Source organism: Rhodococcus sp. 114MFTsu3.1, from assembly GCF_000383555.1.
Taxonomy (GTDB): domain Bacteria; phylum Actinomycetota; class Actinomycetes; order Mycobacteriales; family Mycobacteriaceae; genus Rhodococcoides; species Rhodococcoides fascians_E.
The window spans coordinates 129,611-145,494 of record NZ_KB911556.1; the positions used below are offsets into that span (position 1 = coordinate 129,611).

The 15,884-nt window shown below is 66.5% G+C and carries 18 protein-coding genes; 8 read left to right on the forward strand and 10 right to left on the reverse strand.

What is annotated here, in order from left to right; genetic code table 11:
* Window positions 1-21 precede the first annotated feature (21 nt).
* The 3 genes from aroQ to H292_RS0121265 are packed head-to-tail and all read left to right on the forward strand — an operon-like array spanning window position 22 to window position 1,825.
* Window positions 22-456 (forward strand): type II 3-dehydroquinate dehydratase, encoded by a 435-nt coding sequence (gene aroQ, locus H292_RS0121255; RefSeq protein WP_170947486.1) that lies wholly within the window; start codon window positions 22-24, stop codon window positions 454-456.
* A gap of 57 nt (window positions 457-513) precedes the next feature.
* Window positions 514-1,251, forward strand: coding sequence for a DsbA family protein (locus H292_RS0121260; RefSeq protein ID WP_019665517.1), 738 nt, complete (start codon window positions 514-516; stop codon window positions 1,249-1,251).
* Window positions 1,252-1,255: 4 nt separating this feature from the next.
* The gene (locus tag H292_RS0121265) at window positions 1,256-1,825 is read left to right on the forward strand and encodes a vitamin K epoxide reductase family protein (RefSeq protein ID WP_019665518.1); all 570 of its coding nucleotides are present in this window, start codon (window positions 1,256-1,258) and stop codon (window positions 1,823-1,825) included.
* Here the strand turns inward: H292_RS0121265 and H292_RS0121270 are convergent.
* On the reverse strand, window positions 1,822-2,217 hold the full coding sequence (locus H292_RS0121270) for a RidA family protein (RefSeq protein ID WP_019665519.1): 396 nt from the start codon (window positions 2,215-2,217) through the stop codon (window positions 1,822-1,824). The two genes, H292_RS0121265 and H292_RS0121270, sit on opposite strands and share 4 nt — an antisense overlap.
* 208 nt (window positions 2,218-2,425) lie before the next feature.
* Here H292_RS0121270 and H292_RS0121275 point away from each other — a divergent pair, with 208 nt between their 5' ends.
* Complete coding sequence (locus H292_RS0121275) at window positions 2,426-3,859, forward strand: C40 family peptidase (protein WP_020112666.1); 1,434 nt, start codon at window positions 2,426-2,428, stop codon at window positions 3,857-3,859.
* 28 nt (window positions 3,860-3,887) lie between these two features.
* Window positions 3,888-4,682 carry an acyl-[acyl-carrier-protein] thioesterase gene (locus H292_RS0121280; protein WP_019665521.1) on the forward strand — a complete coding sequence of 265 codons (795 nt, stop codon included), beginning with the start codon at window positions 3,888-3,890 and terminating at the stop codon, window positions 4,680-4,682.
* On the opposite strand, the gene H292_RS0121285 is transcribed toward H292_RS0121280, so the two are convergent.
* Genes H292_RS0121285 through H292_RS0121310 form a run of 6 tightly spaced genes read right to left on the reverse strand, consistent with a single transcriptional unit; the run spans window position 4,595 to window position 10,098 of the window.
* Window positions 4,595-6,004 (reverse strand): AMP-binding protein, encoded by a 1,410-nt coding sequence (locus tag H292_RS0121285; RefSeq protein ID WP_019665522.1) that lies wholly within the window; start codon window positions 6,002-6,004, stop codon window positions 4,595-4,597. The two genes, H292_RS0121280 and H292_RS0121285, sit on opposite strands and share 88 nt — an antisense overlap.
* A gap of 15 nt (window positions 6,005-6,019) precedes the next feature.
* On the reverse strand, window positions 6,020-6,619 hold the full coding sequence (locus H292_RS0121290; protein ID WP_019665523.1) for an energy-coupling factor transporter transmembrane component T family protein: 600 nt from the start codon (window positions 6,617-6,619) through the stop codon (window positions 6,020-6,022).
* On the reverse strand, window positions 6,616-7,296 hold the full coding sequence (locus tag H292_RS0121295) for an energy-coupling factor ABC transporter ATP-binding protein (protein ID WP_019665524.1): 681 nt from the start codon (window positions 7,294-7,296) through the stop codon (window positions 6,616-6,618). The genes H292_RS0121290 and H292_RS0121295 overlap by 4 nt, the downstream gene beginning before the upstream one ends.
* Complete coding sequence (locus H292_RS0121300; RefSeq protein ID WP_019665525.1) at window positions 7,293-8,426, reverse strand: thiolase family protein; 1,134 nt, start codon at window positions 8,424-8,426, stop codon at window positions 7,293-7,295. The genes H292_RS0121295 and H292_RS0121300 overlap by 4 nt, the downstream gene beginning before the upstream one ends.
* Window positions 8,423-9,571 (reverse strand): AMP-binding protein, encoded by a 1,149-nt coding sequence (locus tag H292_RS0121305; RefSeq protein WP_019665526.1) that lies wholly within the window; start codon window positions 9,569-9,571, stop codon window positions 8,423-8,425. The genes H292_RS0121300 and H292_RS0121305 overlap by 4 nt, the downstream gene beginning before the upstream one ends.
* A complete protein-coding gene (locus H292_RS0121310) occupies window positions 9,568-10,098 on the reverse strand; it encodes a biotin transporter BioY (RefSeq protein WP_019665527.1) in 531 nt (176 codons plus the stop codon). The genes H292_RS0121305 and H292_RS0121310 overlap by 4 nt, the downstream gene beginning before the upstream one ends.
* A 152-nt stretch (window positions 10,099-10,250) precedes the next feature.
* Between H292_RS0121310 and H292_RS0121315 the strand changes: the two genes are divergently transcribed.
* Window positions 10,251-10,742: a SixA phosphatase family protein gene (locus H292_RS0121315; protein ID WP_019665528.1), complete on the forward strand. Its 492-nt coding sequence runs from the start codon at window positions 10,251-10,253 to the stop codon at window positions 10,740-10,742.
* Window positions 10,743-10,748: 6 nt separating this feature from the next.
* Here H292_RS0121315 and H292_RS0121320 read toward each other — a convergent pair whose 3' ends face one another.
* Both H292_RS0121320 and H292_RS0121325 read right to left on the reverse strand, forming a co-directional pair.
* Entirely contained in the window at window positions 10,749-10,952 is a 204-nt protein-coding gene (locus H292_RS0121320; protein ID WP_019665529.1) for a hypothetical protein, read from the reverse strand.
* Window positions 10,953-11,052: 100 nt separating this feature from the next.
* Window positions 11,053-12,021, reverse strand: coding sequence for an MsnO8 family LLM class oxidoreductase (locus H292_RS0121325; RefSeq protein ID WP_026347864.1), 969 nt, complete (start codon window positions 12,019-12,021; stop codon window positions 11,053-11,055).
* Window positions 12,022-12,119: 98 nt separating this feature from the next.
* On the opposite strand from H292_RS0121325, the gene H292_RS0121330 reads away from it, so the two are divergent.
* Complete coding sequence (locus H292_RS0121330) at window positions 12,120-12,485, forward strand: VOC family protein (RefSeq protein WP_026347865.1); 366 nt, start codon at window positions 12,120-12,122, stop codon at window positions 12,483-12,485.
* A 130-nt stretch (window positions 12,486-12,615) separates the two neighbouring features.
* Window positions 12,616-14,238 carry a GMC oxidoreductase gene (locus H292_RS0121335; protein ID WP_019665532.1) on the forward strand — a complete coding sequence of 541 codons (1,623 nt, stop codon included), beginning with the start codon at window positions 12,616-12,618 and terminating at the stop codon, window positions 14,236-14,238.
* Between the two features lie 23 nt (window positions 14,239-14,261).
* Here H292_RS0121335 and H292_RS0121340 read toward each other — a convergent pair whose 3' ends face one another.
* Window positions 14,262-15,869 (reverse strand): alkaline phosphatase D family protein, encoded by a 1,608-nt coding sequence (locus H292_RS0121340; RefSeq protein ID WP_020112667.1) that lies wholly within the window; start codon window positions 15,867-15,869, stop codon window positions 14,262-14,264.
* Between the last annotated feature and the right edge of the window lie 15 nt (window positions 15,870-15,884).

Sequence of the window (15,884 nt, forward strand, 5' to 3'; positions counted from 1 at the left end):
AAGACGAAAGTGAGCAAGCCCATGGCCGACCCCATCCTGGTGTTGAACGGACCGAACCTGAACATGCTCGGAACGCGTCAGCCAGAGGTGTACGGCCACGAGACGATTGCCGACGTCGTCGCACTGTGCGAGAAGACCGCCGCCGCGCACGGACGAACCGTCCGAGCCGAGCAGTCCAACCACGAGGGCCACCTGATCGACTGGATCCACGAAGCACGGGGGCGCGTGTCGGGAATCGTCATCAACCCCGGTGGCCTCACCCACACTTCCGTCGCCCTCCGCGACGCTCTGGTGATCCCGGAAGTACCGATCATCGAGGTCCACATCAGCAACGTTCACGCGCGAGAAGAGTTCCGTCACCACTCGTTCGTCTCCCCCATCGCATCCGGGGTCATCGCCGGACTCGGAATTGCGGGCTACGGATTCGCCATCGAACGGCTCGTCTCTCTCACCTAGTCCTCAGGTTCACCTGCATATGCTGGGTCGAGCATTTCGGCTGAACGAGGGATATCGGTGAGCAAAGACAGGGCGAGCAACAACAGCAAGAAGAAGGCACAGGCAGCTGCGGCGGCACTGCAGGGCAAGAAGGACAAACAGCGCCGCACCCTGATCCAGGTCGGCGTCGCCGTCGTTCTCGTGGCGCTGATCGCCGTCATCGGCTTCAACATCGCGTCGAAGAATTCCGACGACACCACCGCAACCCCGGCTGCCACGCCGTCGGTCGTCACCGAGGACGGTGCGATCCGCATCGGTGACCCGAATGCCTCCGTCGTCGTCACCGCCGTCGAGGATTTCCAGTGCCCAGCCTGCAAGCAGTTCGAGGCGATCTCCGGCGACACCCTCTCCGAGCTCGTGGCCGACAACACCATTGCCGTCGACTACAAGCCGATCGCAATCCTGGACCGAATGTCGTCGACGAACTACTCGACGCGCGCAGCCAATGCGGGCATGTGCGTCGCGCAGGCCGACATCTCCAAGTGGCCTGCATGGCACAAGGCCATGTTCGAGCAGCAGCCCGCCGAGGGCGGCGCAGGCCTCAGCGACGACGACCTGAACGGAATCGCCCGGACACTTCAGGTCGACGTCGGCAGCTGCATCACCGACGGCACCTACACCGATTACGTCGCCAGCCAGACGCAGAACGTCATCGACTCCGGCGTCACCGGGACCCCGACCGTCTCGGTCAACGGCACCGTCGTCGACGTCCCGACGCCGGACAACCTGCGGGCCGCGATCACCGCGGCACAGTAGAGCAGTGCCCACCAGCAAGGTCACCGCCTGGGTCCTCACGGTCGGCGGCGTACTCGGACTCCTCGCGGCACTGACCCTGACGATCGAACGATTCAAACTGCTCGAGGATTCGTCCTACGTGCCGTCGTGCAGCTTGAATCCGGTGTTGTCGTGCGGTTCGGTGATGACCACCGATCAGGCCGCACTGTTCGGGTTTCCCAATCCCATCATCGGGATCGTCGCCTTCACGGTGGTACTCGTCACCGGAATCCTGACCCTCGCGAAGGTCGCACTACCGCACTGGTACTGGCTCGGACTGTCGCTGGGCACCCTGCTCGGCGAGGTGTTCATCCACTGGTTGATCGACCAGAGCCTCTACGAGATCGGCGCACTGTGCCCCTACTGCATGGTCGTCTGGGCAGTCACGATGCCGATATTCGTCGTCACGCTGTCCCAACTCGTCGACCGCGAGCGCGCAGGCACCGTCCCGAGGCTGCTGCTCGAATGGCGTTGGACGATCCTCGCGCTCTGGTACGCCGTGGTGATCGCCCTCGTCGGCATCAGGTTCTCGGACTACTGGTCGACGCTCGTCTAAAGGGCCGCGACGGCGTCGATCTCGATCAGCAACTCCGGCATCGCAAGCCGAACGATTTCGACGACGGTCTGAGCGGGCCTGGTCTCGGGAAACAACTCACCGAGAACCGCGGTGTAGGTGTCGAGGTGTGCCATGTCGACGAAGTACACGGTCAGCTTGACCACGTTCTCCAAGGCTCCACCGGCTGCATCGACGATCAGGCGAATGTTCTCGAACGCCAGACGAATCTGCGCCTCGACATCCCCGATTCCCGCGAACTGACCGTCCGCCGTGATCGCCGTCTGGCCCGACAGATACAGCGTCGTCGACGCGTTCTCCACCGCAACACACTGAGACAACAACTGAGCGCCGGGATCCCACACGCTCACGGGTGACACCACTCGCTTGTCCATTCGTGTCTCCTCTCGTCCGCACCGCCAACCTACGCACCGCCAACCTACGCACCGATGCCGCAATGGAAGATGCGACGCGTAGGTTGCGTCCGCGCATTCCGAACCACGGAGCGCCGTCGCAGGGCATGATGATGTGAGCCACCTCACGCGGGGATGAGTGGGCATGGAAGCATTTTGGGGAGAGACGCACAGCACCAGGAGTTGTTACATGGCAGGCGATCCGATCGCAGTCATCGTGGCCGTCATCGTGTCCGCAGCGGGGGCGGCAGCAGGGACCGACCTTCCCCCACCGATCCAGGACGGAGCTGCGGGCGTCGCCGAATCCGCGGAGAACGCCGCACCCGGTCTGCAACAGCAACTCGACGACCTTCTCGGGGCCCTTCCCGACGATCAGCGCGACGACGCCTCCGCCATGCTCGACGATGCCGCGGCCGCGATCGAATCCGCGGCCGACCCGATGCTTCCGGACGAGCCGGACACCGAAAAGACCGAGGAGACCGAACCGGCGGACGCGGGCGCCGCGACGGACGCACCGCCCACACCGCCTCTGGCGCAGGTGCCCGTCGCCTCGGTGACGAGCTCGCCCATCACATCGCTCGGAGCCCTGATACCGAGCGCGAGCGGCGCCCTGCAGTTCGGTACGTCGACGTATTCACTGGGCGATCTGGTGTCCCAGACTGCGTTCATGCCCGCCGCCGAGGCACTTCGGCGTGCGCTGTTCCCCGGGGTACCCGCCACGTTCACCGGAGTGTCCGCGTCGCCTATCGGTGCGATCACCGCGTTCGTTCCCTGGCTCATGAAGGCCGGGGCCATCTGCGACGGCGTGGGGGCACCCGTCATTGCCGCGCTGTACGCCGCGGAGAACGGGTTCCGGCACGGTCCGACGGCCCCGGTGTCCTCGAGTGGGGCACGTGGCCCCGGGCAGTTCATGCCGGGAACGTGGGCGACCTACGGCAAGGACGCCGACGGTGACGGTGTGGCCGACATCAACGGAATCGCGGATTCGGTGATGGCGTCGGGAAACATGTTGTGCGACATCCACAGTCAGGTCTCGCAGTGGAAGTCCGAGGGCAGGGTCAGTGGTGACACCCTCGACTTGACCATCGCCGGGTACAACGCGGGTGCGGGCGCAGTCCTTCGTTCCGGCGGGATGCCCTCCGGTACACCGGATTACGAGAACCAGACGAAGCCGTACGTCGCGAAGATCCGGGCGACGGAAATGCAGTTCTCCGCGATACTGAACCCGTTCTCCGCCCTGGACATTGCCGGTGCAGGCGCGAACGCCGTACGGTCCGCCATGAACTATCTCGGCCTGCCGTACGTGTGGGGCGGCGGCAACATCAACGGACCGTCGGGCGGCGGGTTCGACTGCTCCGGTCTGACGTCCTACGCCATCTTCAAGGCGTCCGGCGGCAAGGTGACCCTCCCGCGGACGTCGGAGACGCAGTGGAACGTCGGCACCGAAATCCCGCTCGGGCTGGCTCAGCCCGGCGACCTGCTGTTCGGCAACTGGCAGGCGGGTGGTCCCGGGCACGTCGCAATTTACGTCGGCAACGGGCAGATGGTGCACGCGCCCACCTTCGGCGACGTCGTCAAGATCGGGCCGGTGTTCGACGGAATGAAGGCGCGCCGGGTCCTGTGACACGCTCGGCCGGGTAGGTTCGTTCACCATGACCGACGGAACCAGCGCAACGCAGCGGAGCCCCGAACCTGTCGGCTTCGACGACCCTCTTGCTCCGGCGCCGGCCGACGGCGAGGGCTTCGAGACCAACTGGACCGTCCGCACCGGAGACGTCGACCCGAACAACCGCCTGCGGTTCGACGGTATGGCCCGCTACCTGCAGGACATCGGGTCGGACAATCTCGATGCCACCTCGCTCGGCGTCACGGACCCGTTCTGGATCGTGCGGCGCACGGTCATCGACGTGCACACCCCGGTCGAGTTCCCGGACCGAGTGCACATGAGACGGTGGTGCTCGTCGATGTCGACGAGGTGGTCGAACATGCGCGTGAACATCACCACCGACAAGGGCGCGTCCATCGAGACCGAGGGATTCTGGATCAACATCAGTGCCAGTACCGGTATGCCCACCCGGATCAGCGACGAGGCCTTGGCCCTGCTGGCACGCACCACCGACGAGCATCGGTTGCGGTGGAAGGCCTGGCTGACCGAGCCGGTGCCGTCACCCGCGCACACCGACGTGCAGTTTCCCTTGCGCGCCACCGACATCGACCCGTTCAACCACGTCAACAACGCCGCGTACTGGCACGCCGTCGAGGAACTGTTGGTCGATCACGCCGATCTGTTGCACGCCCCGCACCGGGCCGTCATCGAGTATCTCTCCCCCATTCTGGCGGGCGACCACGTGACCATTCGTCACCGCTTCGAGGGCGGCGCGCTCACCGTGTGGTTCGTCGTCGACGATGCGGTGCGCTCCGTCGCGAAGGTCGCCCCGAGGGCCTGACGGTCCAGCTTGCCGCGCGGTGTGCGGGGCAGGGCGGGCACCACGAGGATCCGCGTCGGCACACTGGGGGCGGGCAGGGCCTCACGCAACGACCGACGGATGCGCTCGACGGGCGGTGCGCCCGCGCTCACGACGAGTGCGAGCGCGGGTACCTCACCGAATCGTGCGTCGGGAATCGCAACGACTCCCGCTTCGAGAACACCGGAGATGCTCAGGGCTGCATGCTCGATCGGCGCGAGCTCGACATTGAGCCCTCCCCGGATCAGCGTCTCGGAATCACGACCGAACAGAGTCAGCGACGACCCGTCCACACTTCCTCTGTCTCCCACCGTCATCCAGCCGTCGACCGGTCCGCCTGCGAGTCCCCCGTCGGTCAGGTACCCGTCGAACACCATGTCACTGCGCACGTGAACGACACCGTCGACGATCCGCGCCTCGACACCGTCGAACAGTGTGCCCGCACCGGGATTCACGCCGCGATCGTAGGACACGAAGCTCAGCTCCGAGGCGCCGTAGAAGTGAACGAGCGACGCGTTCGGCAGCACGTTCTGCAGTGTTCGACGCCCCGACTCCGGCCAGCGGGCCGCACTGGAGAGCACTTCACGCACACTCCCTACCGGGCCGACATCGGCGCGCACGACGTCCCACGCGATCGTCGGCACCGAATAGAGATGCGTCGCGCCACTGTTCAGTGCGTCGACCACGGGCCGGACGTCGACGGCCGCACCCCGTGTCAGCCCGTGCAGCGCGCCGTACAGGAAATGCGTGTGGTCCAGCACCCCCGGCGTCGACACGCGATCTCCCCGCCGAACGTCGAACACGGCGTCGCTGCGGTCCAGCGTCCTGGCCCACGAACGCTGGTTCCGTACGAAGAGCTTGGGCTCACCGGTGCTTCCCGACGTGATCCCGACCAGGAGTTCACCGCCCTCGGTGGGACTCCCGTGCGGCCCCCGCCCGTCCAGACCGACGACCGGGTCGGGCCAGCCGAGCGATGCCACCCGTCGATGCTGTTGCTGCGCAGCGATCACCACGTCCGGGGCGGCGAGCTCGACGACCCTGCCGAACTGACCGGGCAGCAAGTGCCTGTGCAACAACACCACACCGATTCCCGACGCCATCGCCGCGGTCACCGCGACGAGCGAGCCGACGTCCGACGTCGGAAGAACCGCGACGCGTCGCATGCCGTTCATCCCGGCACCGGTGCGGCGGACCCGTTCCCAGAAATCGCCGTACGTCACCGATTCCCGACGGTCGACGACGGCGATCGCCTCGGGATTCTCGCGTGCGTGACCGGCGATGCGGTCGGTGAGTAGCGGGCTCACGCGCTGATCGCCCCGCTAATCGTCGACGCCACGAGCGACGAGGGCATCGCCCATCGCGTCGGCGGTGCGGAGTGCGCGAACCAGGACGGGCGTGGCGAGTGCAGTCATGGACCACTGCAATCCGCGCGCTTTGCGCGCCTCGGACACCTCGTGCACGATGGTGGCCAGCACCGGGATGCACCTGATGGCGAGGGCGAGCATCAGACCGATGCGGTCGGGGTCGACACCGAACCGCCGAAGTGGCCCGAGCGCGCGAGTGACGGTGTCCAGCATGTCCGTCACTCGGGTCGTCAACGTGACGAGTGCGGCGAGGGCAACGGAGATCACGAGCACTCCGCACACCACCACCGCGCGTTTCCAGTCGGTGATGATCACCTGGAAGACACCGATGATCAGCACCATCCACAGCACGGGACGTAGCTGCGCCGTAGCAAGTTTCAGCGGAATACGTGCCACGCCGAACAACCCGGCCACGACGAGTGCGATCACCCCGACGTCCACGGGGGTGCGCGCGAAGATCGTGGCGAGGATGATCGACGCCAGCAGGAGCAGCAGCTTGGTACCCGCAGGCAACCGATGCAGCAGAGAGTTCCCCGGCCGGTACAGCCCGATCACAGGACCAACTCCCGATATGCCGGAACCGCCGCGTCGGGGGTGCCGTCGAACGCAACAACACCGTCGTCGACGACGATGACGCGCTCGAACGACTCGAGAAGAGCGAGCTGGTGAGTGACGACGATGACCTGCTGATCGATGGAGTCCAACGCGTCGGCGACGACTCGGGCGTTGCGGAGATCGAGCAGAGTGGTCGGCTCGTCGGCGACGACGACCTCCGGCCTGCGGATCAGGACGGCTCCGATTGCCAGGAGCTGTTTCTGACCGCCGGACAGTAGATGCGCGGGGTGCTCGGCGTGTCCGTCGAGGCGGAACCTCGTCAGTATGTCCTGGACTCGCTCGGCGATCTCGGGCTTGCTCAGTCCCGATCTGCGGAGCGAGAACGCGAGATCCTCCGCGACCGTGGGCATGACGATCTGCGTGTCCGGGTCGGTGAAGACGAACCCCACCTTCTTACGGACCTGGGCGCCCTTCTTCGCTGCGTCGATGCCGTCGACGGTCACTGTCCCGGACGTCGGCGCGAGCAACCCGTTGATCGTCCGCGCCAGCGTCGACTTGCCGGATCCGTTGGACCCGATGATGCCCACACGGCGCTCGGTGATGGTGAGATCGACGCCCCGCAACACTTCTCGCTCACCGAAGGCGTGACGAACCTGCTCGAACACGATCTCGCTCATTGCACACGCTCCACGATCATTGCTACTCCCTGGCCGCCGCCGATGGCGCACGCGGCCAATCCCAGTTCCGGCCCGTCCGACGCGAACATCCGAGTCGCCAACCGCACGAGCAGGATTGCGCCCGACGCACCCCACGGGTGCCCCATCGCAATGGCACCGCCCTGCGGGCACAGCAGATCCTCGTCGATGTCCAGTTCGTCGGCGACTGCGAGTACGACGGATGCGAACGCCTCGGTGATCTCGACGACCCCGACATCGGACAGCGCAACTCCGCTACGGCGCAACACTTTCTCGATGGCGGGAACCGGGCCGAGACCGGGCAGCGACGGATCCGACCCCGCCACCGCGGATCCGAGAACACGCAGCGCTGGTAAGCCGTGTGCACCCGCCTGCGTCGCCACGGCGAGAACGGCTGCGCCGTCGGAGATTCCGCACGAGTTGCCCGCGGTCGCGGTGCCGTCCGGCGTGAATGCCGGACGGAGTCGGCTCAACCTGGCCTCGGTCATGTTCGATCGAATTCGTTGATCGCGGTCGACGCCTGCTATCGGAACGATCTCGGACGAGAACTCCGTCTGCGCGGCCAGCGCATGCGAACGTGCCGCATAGGCGTCCTGACGTTCTCGGCTGATCCCTCGAATCCTGGCGAGATCGTCCGCCGCGACTCCCATGTCGGGGTCGGGGAAACCGGGAGGAGCAAACGGGGCACGGGTGTAGCGCTCGCGCGTCTCCGGCCAGAGTCTCCACGGTGCGGTGCTGGCGGATTCGACGCCGCCGGCCAGGATCAGGTCGTCCTCGCCGCTGCGGATTCGGGCGGCGGCGAGTGCGACCGCGTCGAGGCCGGAACCGCACTGCCGGTCCACGGTCACGCCGGGCACGTCGACGCCGAGCCCGGCGGCCAGGGATGCGATTCGCGCCGGGTCGCCGCCGGGGCCGAGGCAGTTGCCGAGGACGACGTCGTCCACCTGGTCCGGTGCCCCGGCGTCGCGCAGCGTATCGAGCACGGCGGTGAGGACCGGTGCCGCGAGATCCGTCGTGGTCAGCCGGGAGAATCCGTGGCCGGCGTTGCCGATCGGTGTTCGACGTGGGGCAACGAGGACCGGCGCAGCAGCCTTGTACGCAGACCGACTCATGGCAACGAGTCTCTCACTCGGGCGCGGGCGATCTTTCCGCTGCCGGTGCGAGGTAGACGGTCGACGACAACCCATCGCCTCGGGACTGCTTCCTTCTGGAGTGCGGCGCGAGCACGGGCCTTGACGGAATCGAGGACGACCGGGTCGTCCAGTTCGAGGACGGCAGTCACCGTCGCCCCGAGGACCGTATGTGGTGTCCCGACGACCGCCGACGCGCGCACTCCGTCGATCGCGTCGAGCAGTCTTTCGACGTCCTCGGCGATGACCGTCGTGCCACCGACGTCGACGGCGGCGTCCCCTCGGCCGTGAACGACGAGTTCGCCGTCCGACCCGAGATCGGCCAGGTCCCCGACGCCGACCCATTCGTCGGCACCGAGAACGCGGTACGGCGACCTGACGTACAGCAGGCCGTCGCGGATCTCCGCGTCCACACCTGGAAGCAACCGCAGCGGCTCCGGGACCACGCGGGTAGCGACGAGCGACAGTTCGGCCGCCCCGTAGTACTCGACCACACGGAGATGTCGTCGATCGAATCGGTCGTTCCTGCCGGCTCCACTCCAGCCCTCGGCTGCCCCGGAATCGAAAGTCGTGCCTGCTACGACTGCGAGGCGCAGTTCCGGGGCGGTCTCGACGAGAGTTCGGAGGACCGCGGGCACTGCGTGAGCGACCGTCGCGCCACGCGGATCGTCGGTGACGCACGCACCGACCCACAGGGCGTGGACGGCGGCGAACAAGTGCATGGTCGCGTGCAACGGACCGGTGACGAGCACCCGGTCGGACTCGACGATTCCGGTGACGGATGTGAACTCGTCGAAGCTGTCCGTCCAGGACCGCACGGTGCGAGCAAGCGGCCGAGGCCTACCCGTCGACCCGGACGTGCCGATCAGCAACCAGGCGTCCGCAGGCACGGACTGTCGATCGGGCCTGGCTGCAGGGTCCTCGACGTGCACCGCTCGGCCCTGCCTGGCTGCCGCGAACACGCAGATCAACGCATCGGGAACAGCGAGTTCCGACGCGTCGTGTGCCGAGTGTTCGTGAAGCGGAGGTGCGGGCCAGGCTTCGACCGCGGCGTCGAACTGCGCGTAGGTCAGCCGGGTGCCTGCCCAGTCGATCGCAAGAGCGTCCGCGGAATGCGGCAACTTCACGTGTGGACGATGCCCGGGTACGCCCGGTGAACACTCTTCGCGACGACGGTGGCGATGACGACCTTGACGAGGTCGCCGGGAACGAAGGCGAAGTTGGTGGAGACCGCGGCCCACACACTCAGGTCCGTGCGCAGCAGCAAACCGATGGTTCCGAAGATGTAGACCACGACGATGCCGCCGATCGCGTTGGCGAGCAGTCCGAGCACGACGGGGTACTTCGGCAGGATCCGTACGGTCAGCAACCCGATCACGAAGACGGCAGGGATCCAGCCGACGAGGTAGCCGGCGCTCGGCCCCGCCAGCGCGGTGAGCCCGGTACGGCCGCCCGAGAGCAGCGGCAGCCCGATCAGGGTCAACGCGATGAACACCGCGACCGCGATGACGCCTTTGCGTGGTCCGAGAACGGCGCCCGCCAGGATGACACCGAGGGTCTGCAGCGTGATCGGAACACCACTGAAGCCGACCGTGATGGCCCCGGCGAGTCCGAGAGCTGCGATGAGCGCGGCGAACACGGCGACCTGCGCCATGTCTCTCGCGGAGACGTGAAACCTCGAACCCGCCACCGGTGACTCCTGTACGCCTTCGGAACCTGACATGACCACTCCTCGTGATGCAAACTTGAACGGCGTTCAAGGTAGCAGGTCCGCTTCACTGCGTGTGTCCCGATACGGTGGTATCCATGACGCGCACCCTCGTCCTGATGCGACACGGCAAGTCCGGCTACCCCGACGGTGTTCCCGACCACGATCGCCCGCTCGCCGAGCGTGGACAGCGTGAAGCGGCGCTCGGTGGTCAGTGGATCGTCTCGGACGTCGGCACGGTCGACGCAGTTCTGTGCTCGACGGCCACCCGCACCCGCGAGACCCTCGTCGCGACGGCAATCGAGGCCCCCGTGACCTTCGAGGAGCGTATCTACGGCGCATCACCGGACGAGATCATCGACGAGATCGCGCTGACCGACGACGCGGTGCACACACTCCTCGTCGTCGGGCATGCGCCTGGAATACCGTTCACTGCACTGGAATTGGCCGAAGCCGATGGTTCGGAAGCCGCCATCGAGATCGGCAGGAAGTTCCCGACGTCGGCGATCGCCGTTCTGACATTCGACACGTCGTGGGCCGAGATCGGACGTGGCACCGGGCTACTGACCCGCTACCACGTACCCCGCTAGCGCGCGTCAGCTCTTGAGCTTGGCGGCCACGAACCCGACGACGCCGAGAGCGATCAGCAACAGCAGCGCAGTGCCGAAGCCTGCCAGCCACCACACCACGGCAAACACCATGAGCGCCGGAGCTGCGGCGATCAGGGCGATGCCCGGGTTCTCGCGAACCGTCTCGAGTGCCGTCTGCGCATGAACGCGATCGATCTTCTTGCCAGCCATGGGGAACCTCCCTGTGTCGCGGACGTCCGAGGCGAGTCCGTTATGCCGTGTTCTCCACAGTAGCGCGCATCGGCTGTGCGCCGCCGCAGCACAGAAAGACCTAGCGGGACAGCGAACGCACCAGGTGGATCAGCGCCGCGTCGGCCTGCCACAGTGCATCCCTGTCGTACGTCGACGTCGACGCGAGGATCTCGTCGGCGCCCGTCCGGTCGATCAGCTTGTCCAGCTGGGACGCAACCTCGTCCGGAGTTCCGTGGACACCTGACGCGATGGACCGCTCGACGCGCTCTCGCGTCCGTGGCGGCGCCGAATCCACATCGATGTCCGACGGCGACATCAACGGTGGGAATTCTCCGGTCCGCCGGGACTGCGCCATGGCCCATGCCTCGGGCAGCACCAGTTCACGCGCCCGCTCGGCACTGTCGGCGATGGTGATGTCCAGCGAAACAACCACTGACGGTTCGGGATTGGACTCGGTCGGCCGGAAGCGACGTCGGTACACCTCGATCGCCGACGCGTCGCCCTTCAGTATCGGTCCACCCACCACCACCGGTAACCCCGCGCGAGCCGCGATCGCCAACCCCTGCCCCGTCGCGAGCACGAACACCGGAGGCGACGCGGTCGCCGGCCGTACCGTCACCGGACCCGACCCGTCGAGATATCGCCGTAGCTCGCCCAGATCGTCCTCGAACGTATCCGCAGCGCTCGTACGAAGGGCCTCGCGCACGGGACCGGTGAATCCCAACGACCGCCCGACCCCGGCGTCGACACGACCCGGATACAACGCTTCGAGCACGGCGAACTGCTCGGCCACGACGAACGGCTGATGGTTGGGCAACATCACCCCGCCCGACCCGAGTCGAATGGTCGACGTCCTGGCTCCGATCGCCGCGAGCAACACCGGAGGAGCTCCGCTCGCGATACCGGGGACACCGTGGTGCTCGGCGACCCAGAATCGGTGGAAGCCGAGCTGCTCCGCGTGGACAGCACGTTCGATCGTCGCCGTCAGCGCAGCAGCGTCCGGCGACCCCAGACGGGTTCGAGAACGATCGAGAACGGAGACGCGCACACTCACACCAACCAGTATCGCGTCGGGCATATTTCGTACGGGATTTCAGTCACCGAAGAGGACCGTTTCTGTCCGCGATCGGGTTCAGAATGATCGGCATGGACATCAAACTCGAACTCGTCATCATTCCCGTCTCCGACGTCGACCGCGCGAAGGACTTCTACGTGAAGATCGGATTCAACGCCGATCACGACTCGAGTCCCACCGAGGACATCAGGTTCGTGCAGCTGACTCCCCCGGGATCCGCCTGCTCCATCGCCGTCGGACGCGGCATCACCGACGCCGCCCCCGGCAGCGTCGAAGGACTCCAGGTGGTCGTCGCCGACGCGGAGGAAGCTCGAGCACACCTCATCGACGCCGGACTCGACATCGACCCCGTCGTCGACATGGGCTGGGGCAAGTTCGTGTTCTTCGCGGACCCCGACGGAAACAAGTGGGCCGTCCAGCAGCTGCCACAGTATTGAGGCCCCCGGCACGGCCGATCTGGAAATATCCCAAGGTCACGGACATCCGGTCGCTTTTCGGTGTCCGAATGAGGAACAATGGCCGGTGGTCGGGACGAACAGGGTTCAAGAACTGCAGGGGGCTACACACGTGAAGCGACGTCAACTGCTGCAACTGGCGGCAGCTGGAATCGCCGGATTGGCAGTACCGCCGCTCGCCTCGGCAGGTCGAGCCGGTGCCATTCCCATCGGGGTCGGGTCCATCCGTGGCCTCGTTCCCGAACTCTTCGCCGACCCCCCTCGCCCACCGGACCACTCCCCCGTCATCGTGATCGGATCCGGCTTCGGCGCCAGTGCTGCGGCGCTGCGCCTCGCCCAGTCCGGCACCAAGGTCACCGTCCTCGAACGTGGCCTGCGGTGGCCGCGAGACCCGTGGCGGGACATCTTCACCTCCGACATGACCGCCGACGGACGCGGCCTGTGGCGTCAGAGCTCGTTCACCAACATCACCGGACTACCCGTCGGGCCCGTCGATCACTTCGGTGGTGTCCTCGACACCACTCGCTTCGAGAACCTGTCGGTCTGGCGCGCCGCCGCAGTCGGCGGAGGTTCCGTCGTCTACACCGGCGTCACCATCGCACCGGATCGCCGATTCTTCGACATGTCCTTCGGTGGACGCCTGTCCTACGACGAGATGGCAGGCACCTGGTACCCGAAAGCCCGGTCGATGCTGCTGCCGTCGCCGATCCCTGCCGACATCCTGGGCAGTCCCAACTTCGCGCACTCGCGCACATGGGACGACCATGCCCGACGAGCAGGCTTCACTCCCGAGGCCGTCGACGGCAACTGGAACTGGAACGTCGTCCGCGACGAGATCGCCGGCCGATCCCGCCCGTCGGCAACCGTCGGCGCCAGCACGTTCGGCAACTCCAACGGCGCCAAGCACGACCTCACCCAGAACTACATCCCGCAGGCCGAAGCCACCGGCAATGCACTCGTCGCTCACAGCCACGAGGTCGCGTCCATCGGCACCGAATCCGGTGGCCGATACCGCGTCGAGGTACGCCGAGTCGATCCCGAGGGCAACGTACTCGAAACGCGCACCCTGACATGCGACAAGCTGGTACTCGGCGCCGGATCCATCGGCACCACCGAACTGTTGCTGCGCGCACAGGCCACCGGCGCACTGGGCAACCTCAACGAATTCGTCGGACGCGGGTGGGGGACCAACGGCGACGCCTCCATGACCCGATCTCTCGGCCCCGCGGCCGGAGTCCCCCAGGCCGCGCCGTGCGCGTCACGCATCGTCGACGATTCCGGCCTACCCCTGACCGTCGAGAACTGGTACGTGCCCGGAGTCCCGTGGGATCTCGGGTTCATCGGATCCCTCGGGATGACGATCGACCCGCTGCGCGCCAACTTCAGTTACAACTCGGCCACCGACTCGATGTCTCTGTCCTGGCCCAAGGGCGGCAGCCGAGACACCGTGGAAGCACTACGCGCAGTACAGAACCGGATGGCCGAAGCAGGCGGCACCGTCGTCTCCGCCGAGCCGTTCACCCGCGATGTCGACGACACCTTCACCGCCCACCCCCTCGGCGGCGCAGTCATCGGCGACGTCACCGACTCCTACGGCCGCGTCAAGGGACACGACGGCGTGTACGTCGTCGACGGCGCCCTCATCCCGGGCAGCACGGGCGCCGCCAACCCTTCGCTGACCATCACGGCGTTGGCCGAGCGCAACATCGCCCGGATCATCGCCGACGGGCGGTAGAGCGGCTCCGCCGCCCGTGCCGCTCAACCCAGTTGGATCTCCGGGCGACCGTCCGGAACGGTGACCGTCGTCGCCGTCCGGACGGACGCCCCCGGCGTCGACACCGCGTCGAGAACCCTTACCTCCGAACGCCATTCACCCGGAGTGAGCGTCGACCGCAGGTAACCGCGACGCGCATTGCCGTACTTCACGTGGGGCGAGCCGTTCGCGATCGCCGCACCCGTCGTGTCCACGTCGGCGCCGTCCTTGCCCGACGCGATCGACGTCGTCGCGATCTCGACACCCACCACCGGAGACGCCTGATCCTGGTAGTCCCGCCGGAGTTCCGACACGATCGTGCGATGGATGTCGCCGACGATCGACGCGACATTCGTCGTCCCGCGCTCCCGTGCGCCGTCGAGAATCCGATGACGGGACGCCTCGTATCCGCTCCACGGATCCATTCCGACCTTGCGATCGCCGTCCAAGCCCTGTGCTAGATCCGAGATGACCGTTTGGTGCGCAAGGAAATTCCACTTCGACGGCGACGCGAAACCGTCGAGAATCCACTTCTCCTGCTCGGCGCCGGTGATGGTGCGCGACGGATCGGCCGTCTCCGCGTTCTGCGCGTGTTCCTTGTCTCCGTTGGCCTGGTCGCTGCGGTACTGCCTCGTGTCCAGCACCGAGAAGTCCACGAGGTCACCGAAACTCAGACGGCGGTAGACCTTCATGTCCGGGCCCTGCGGCTTCAGATTGGCACGCACCGGAGTGTTCTCCCACCATGCCTTGAACGCATCGGCCCTCCTGTTCAGGAACAGCACCGGATCGTCGTCGTCCTGACTGATCTGCGAAGCCCAGTTGTTGTCCACTTCGTGATCGTCGAACGCCGACACGAACGGCGCCGACGCATGCGCTGCCGCCAAGTTCTCGTCGGCCTTGTACATCGCGTACCGGTCACGATAGTCGCTGAGCTGCATGGTTTCTCGGCTCGCGGACTCCGGCCTCGGTCGACCGGCCCGGGCACCCTCGTCCTTGACCGCGTACTCGTAGATGTAATCCCCGAGGAAGAACACGACGTCGAGGTTCGACGCCGCCAGATCCGCGTAGGCACCGAAGTACCCGTCCTCCCACTTCTGGCACGACGCCCACCCGAAATCGAGCCTGCTCAGCGGCTGCCCGGCGGCCGGCGCAGTCTTCGTCCTACCGACCGCACTGGCGTGCGGGCCGACCAGGAACCGGTAGAAGTACTCGCGTGCAGGCTCGAGGCCACGCACATCCACGTGGACGGACCACCCGTCGAACTCCGTCGCGAGTTCGACGCCCTGCGCCGTCACCCGGGTGAAGCGTTCGTCGGCCGCGATCTGCCACTGCACCGGCACCACACCCGGCGTCATACCACCGGCAGGCGCGAACGGATCCGTGGCGAGTCTCGTCCACAGCACCACCGAATCCGGCAGAGGATCACCGGACGCGACCCCGAGGCGGAACGGATAGCTGCTGGGCGTTCCCGACTGCGCACTCGCCGTGGCGGGGTTCAGTTCCGGAGCGAACGCCAACGCCCCGACCAGCGCACTCCACGTCAGAAACTGTCGCCTCGTCGCCCCTCCTCGCAGAGAGATGTCCCGTCCGATGTTCACGTCTCGTTGCCCCATCCTCCGAGGCTCTCT

Bases quoted from the DNA above. Each gene is read 5' to 3' on its own strand.
- H292_RS0121270 (WP_019665519.1), bottom strand. From the start codon at position 2,217: ATGGACAAGCGAGTGGTGTCACCCGTGAGCGTGTGGGATCCCGGCGCT.
- H292_RS0121280 (WP_019665521.1), top strand. From the start codon at position 3,888: ATGACCGACGGAACCAGCGCAACGCAGCGGAGCCCCGAACCTGTCGGC.
- H292_RS0121300 (WP_019665525.1), bottom strand. From the start codon at position 8,426: ATGAGTCGGTCTGCGTACAAGGCTGCTGCGCCGGTCCTCGTTGCCCCA.
- H292_RS0121320 (WP_019665529.1), bottom strand. From the start codon at position 10,952: ATGGCTGGCAAGAAGATCGATCGCGTTCATGCGCAGACGGCACTCGAG.
- H292_RS0121315 (WP_019665528.1), top strand. From the start codon at position 10,251: ATGACGCGCACCCTCGTCCTGATGCGACACGGCAAGTCCGGCTACCCC.
- H292_RS0121340 (WP_020112667.1), bottom strand. From the start codon at position 15,869: ATGGGGCAACGAGACGTGAACATCGGACGGGACATCTCTCTGCGAGGA.
- aroQ (WP_170947486.1), top strand. From the start codon at position 22: ATGGCCGACCCCATCCTGGTGTTGAACGGACCGAACCTGAACATGCTC.
- H292_RS0121275 (WP_020112666.1), top strand. From the start codon at position 2,426: ATGGCAGGCGATCCGATCGCAGTCATCGTGGCCGTCATCGTGTCCGCA.
- H292_RS0121310 (WP_019665527.1), bottom strand. From the start codon at position 10,098: ATGGCGCAGGTCGCCGTGTTCGCCGCGCTCATCGCAGCTCTCGGACTC.
- H292_RS0121295 (WP_019665524.1), bottom strand. From the start codon at position 7,296: ATGAGCGAGATCGTGTTCGAGCAGGTTCGTCACGCCTTCGGTGAGCGA.
- H292_RS0121330 (WP_026347865.1), top strand. From the start codon at position 12,120: ATGGACATCAAACTCGAACTCGTCATCATTCCCGTCTCCGACGTCGAC.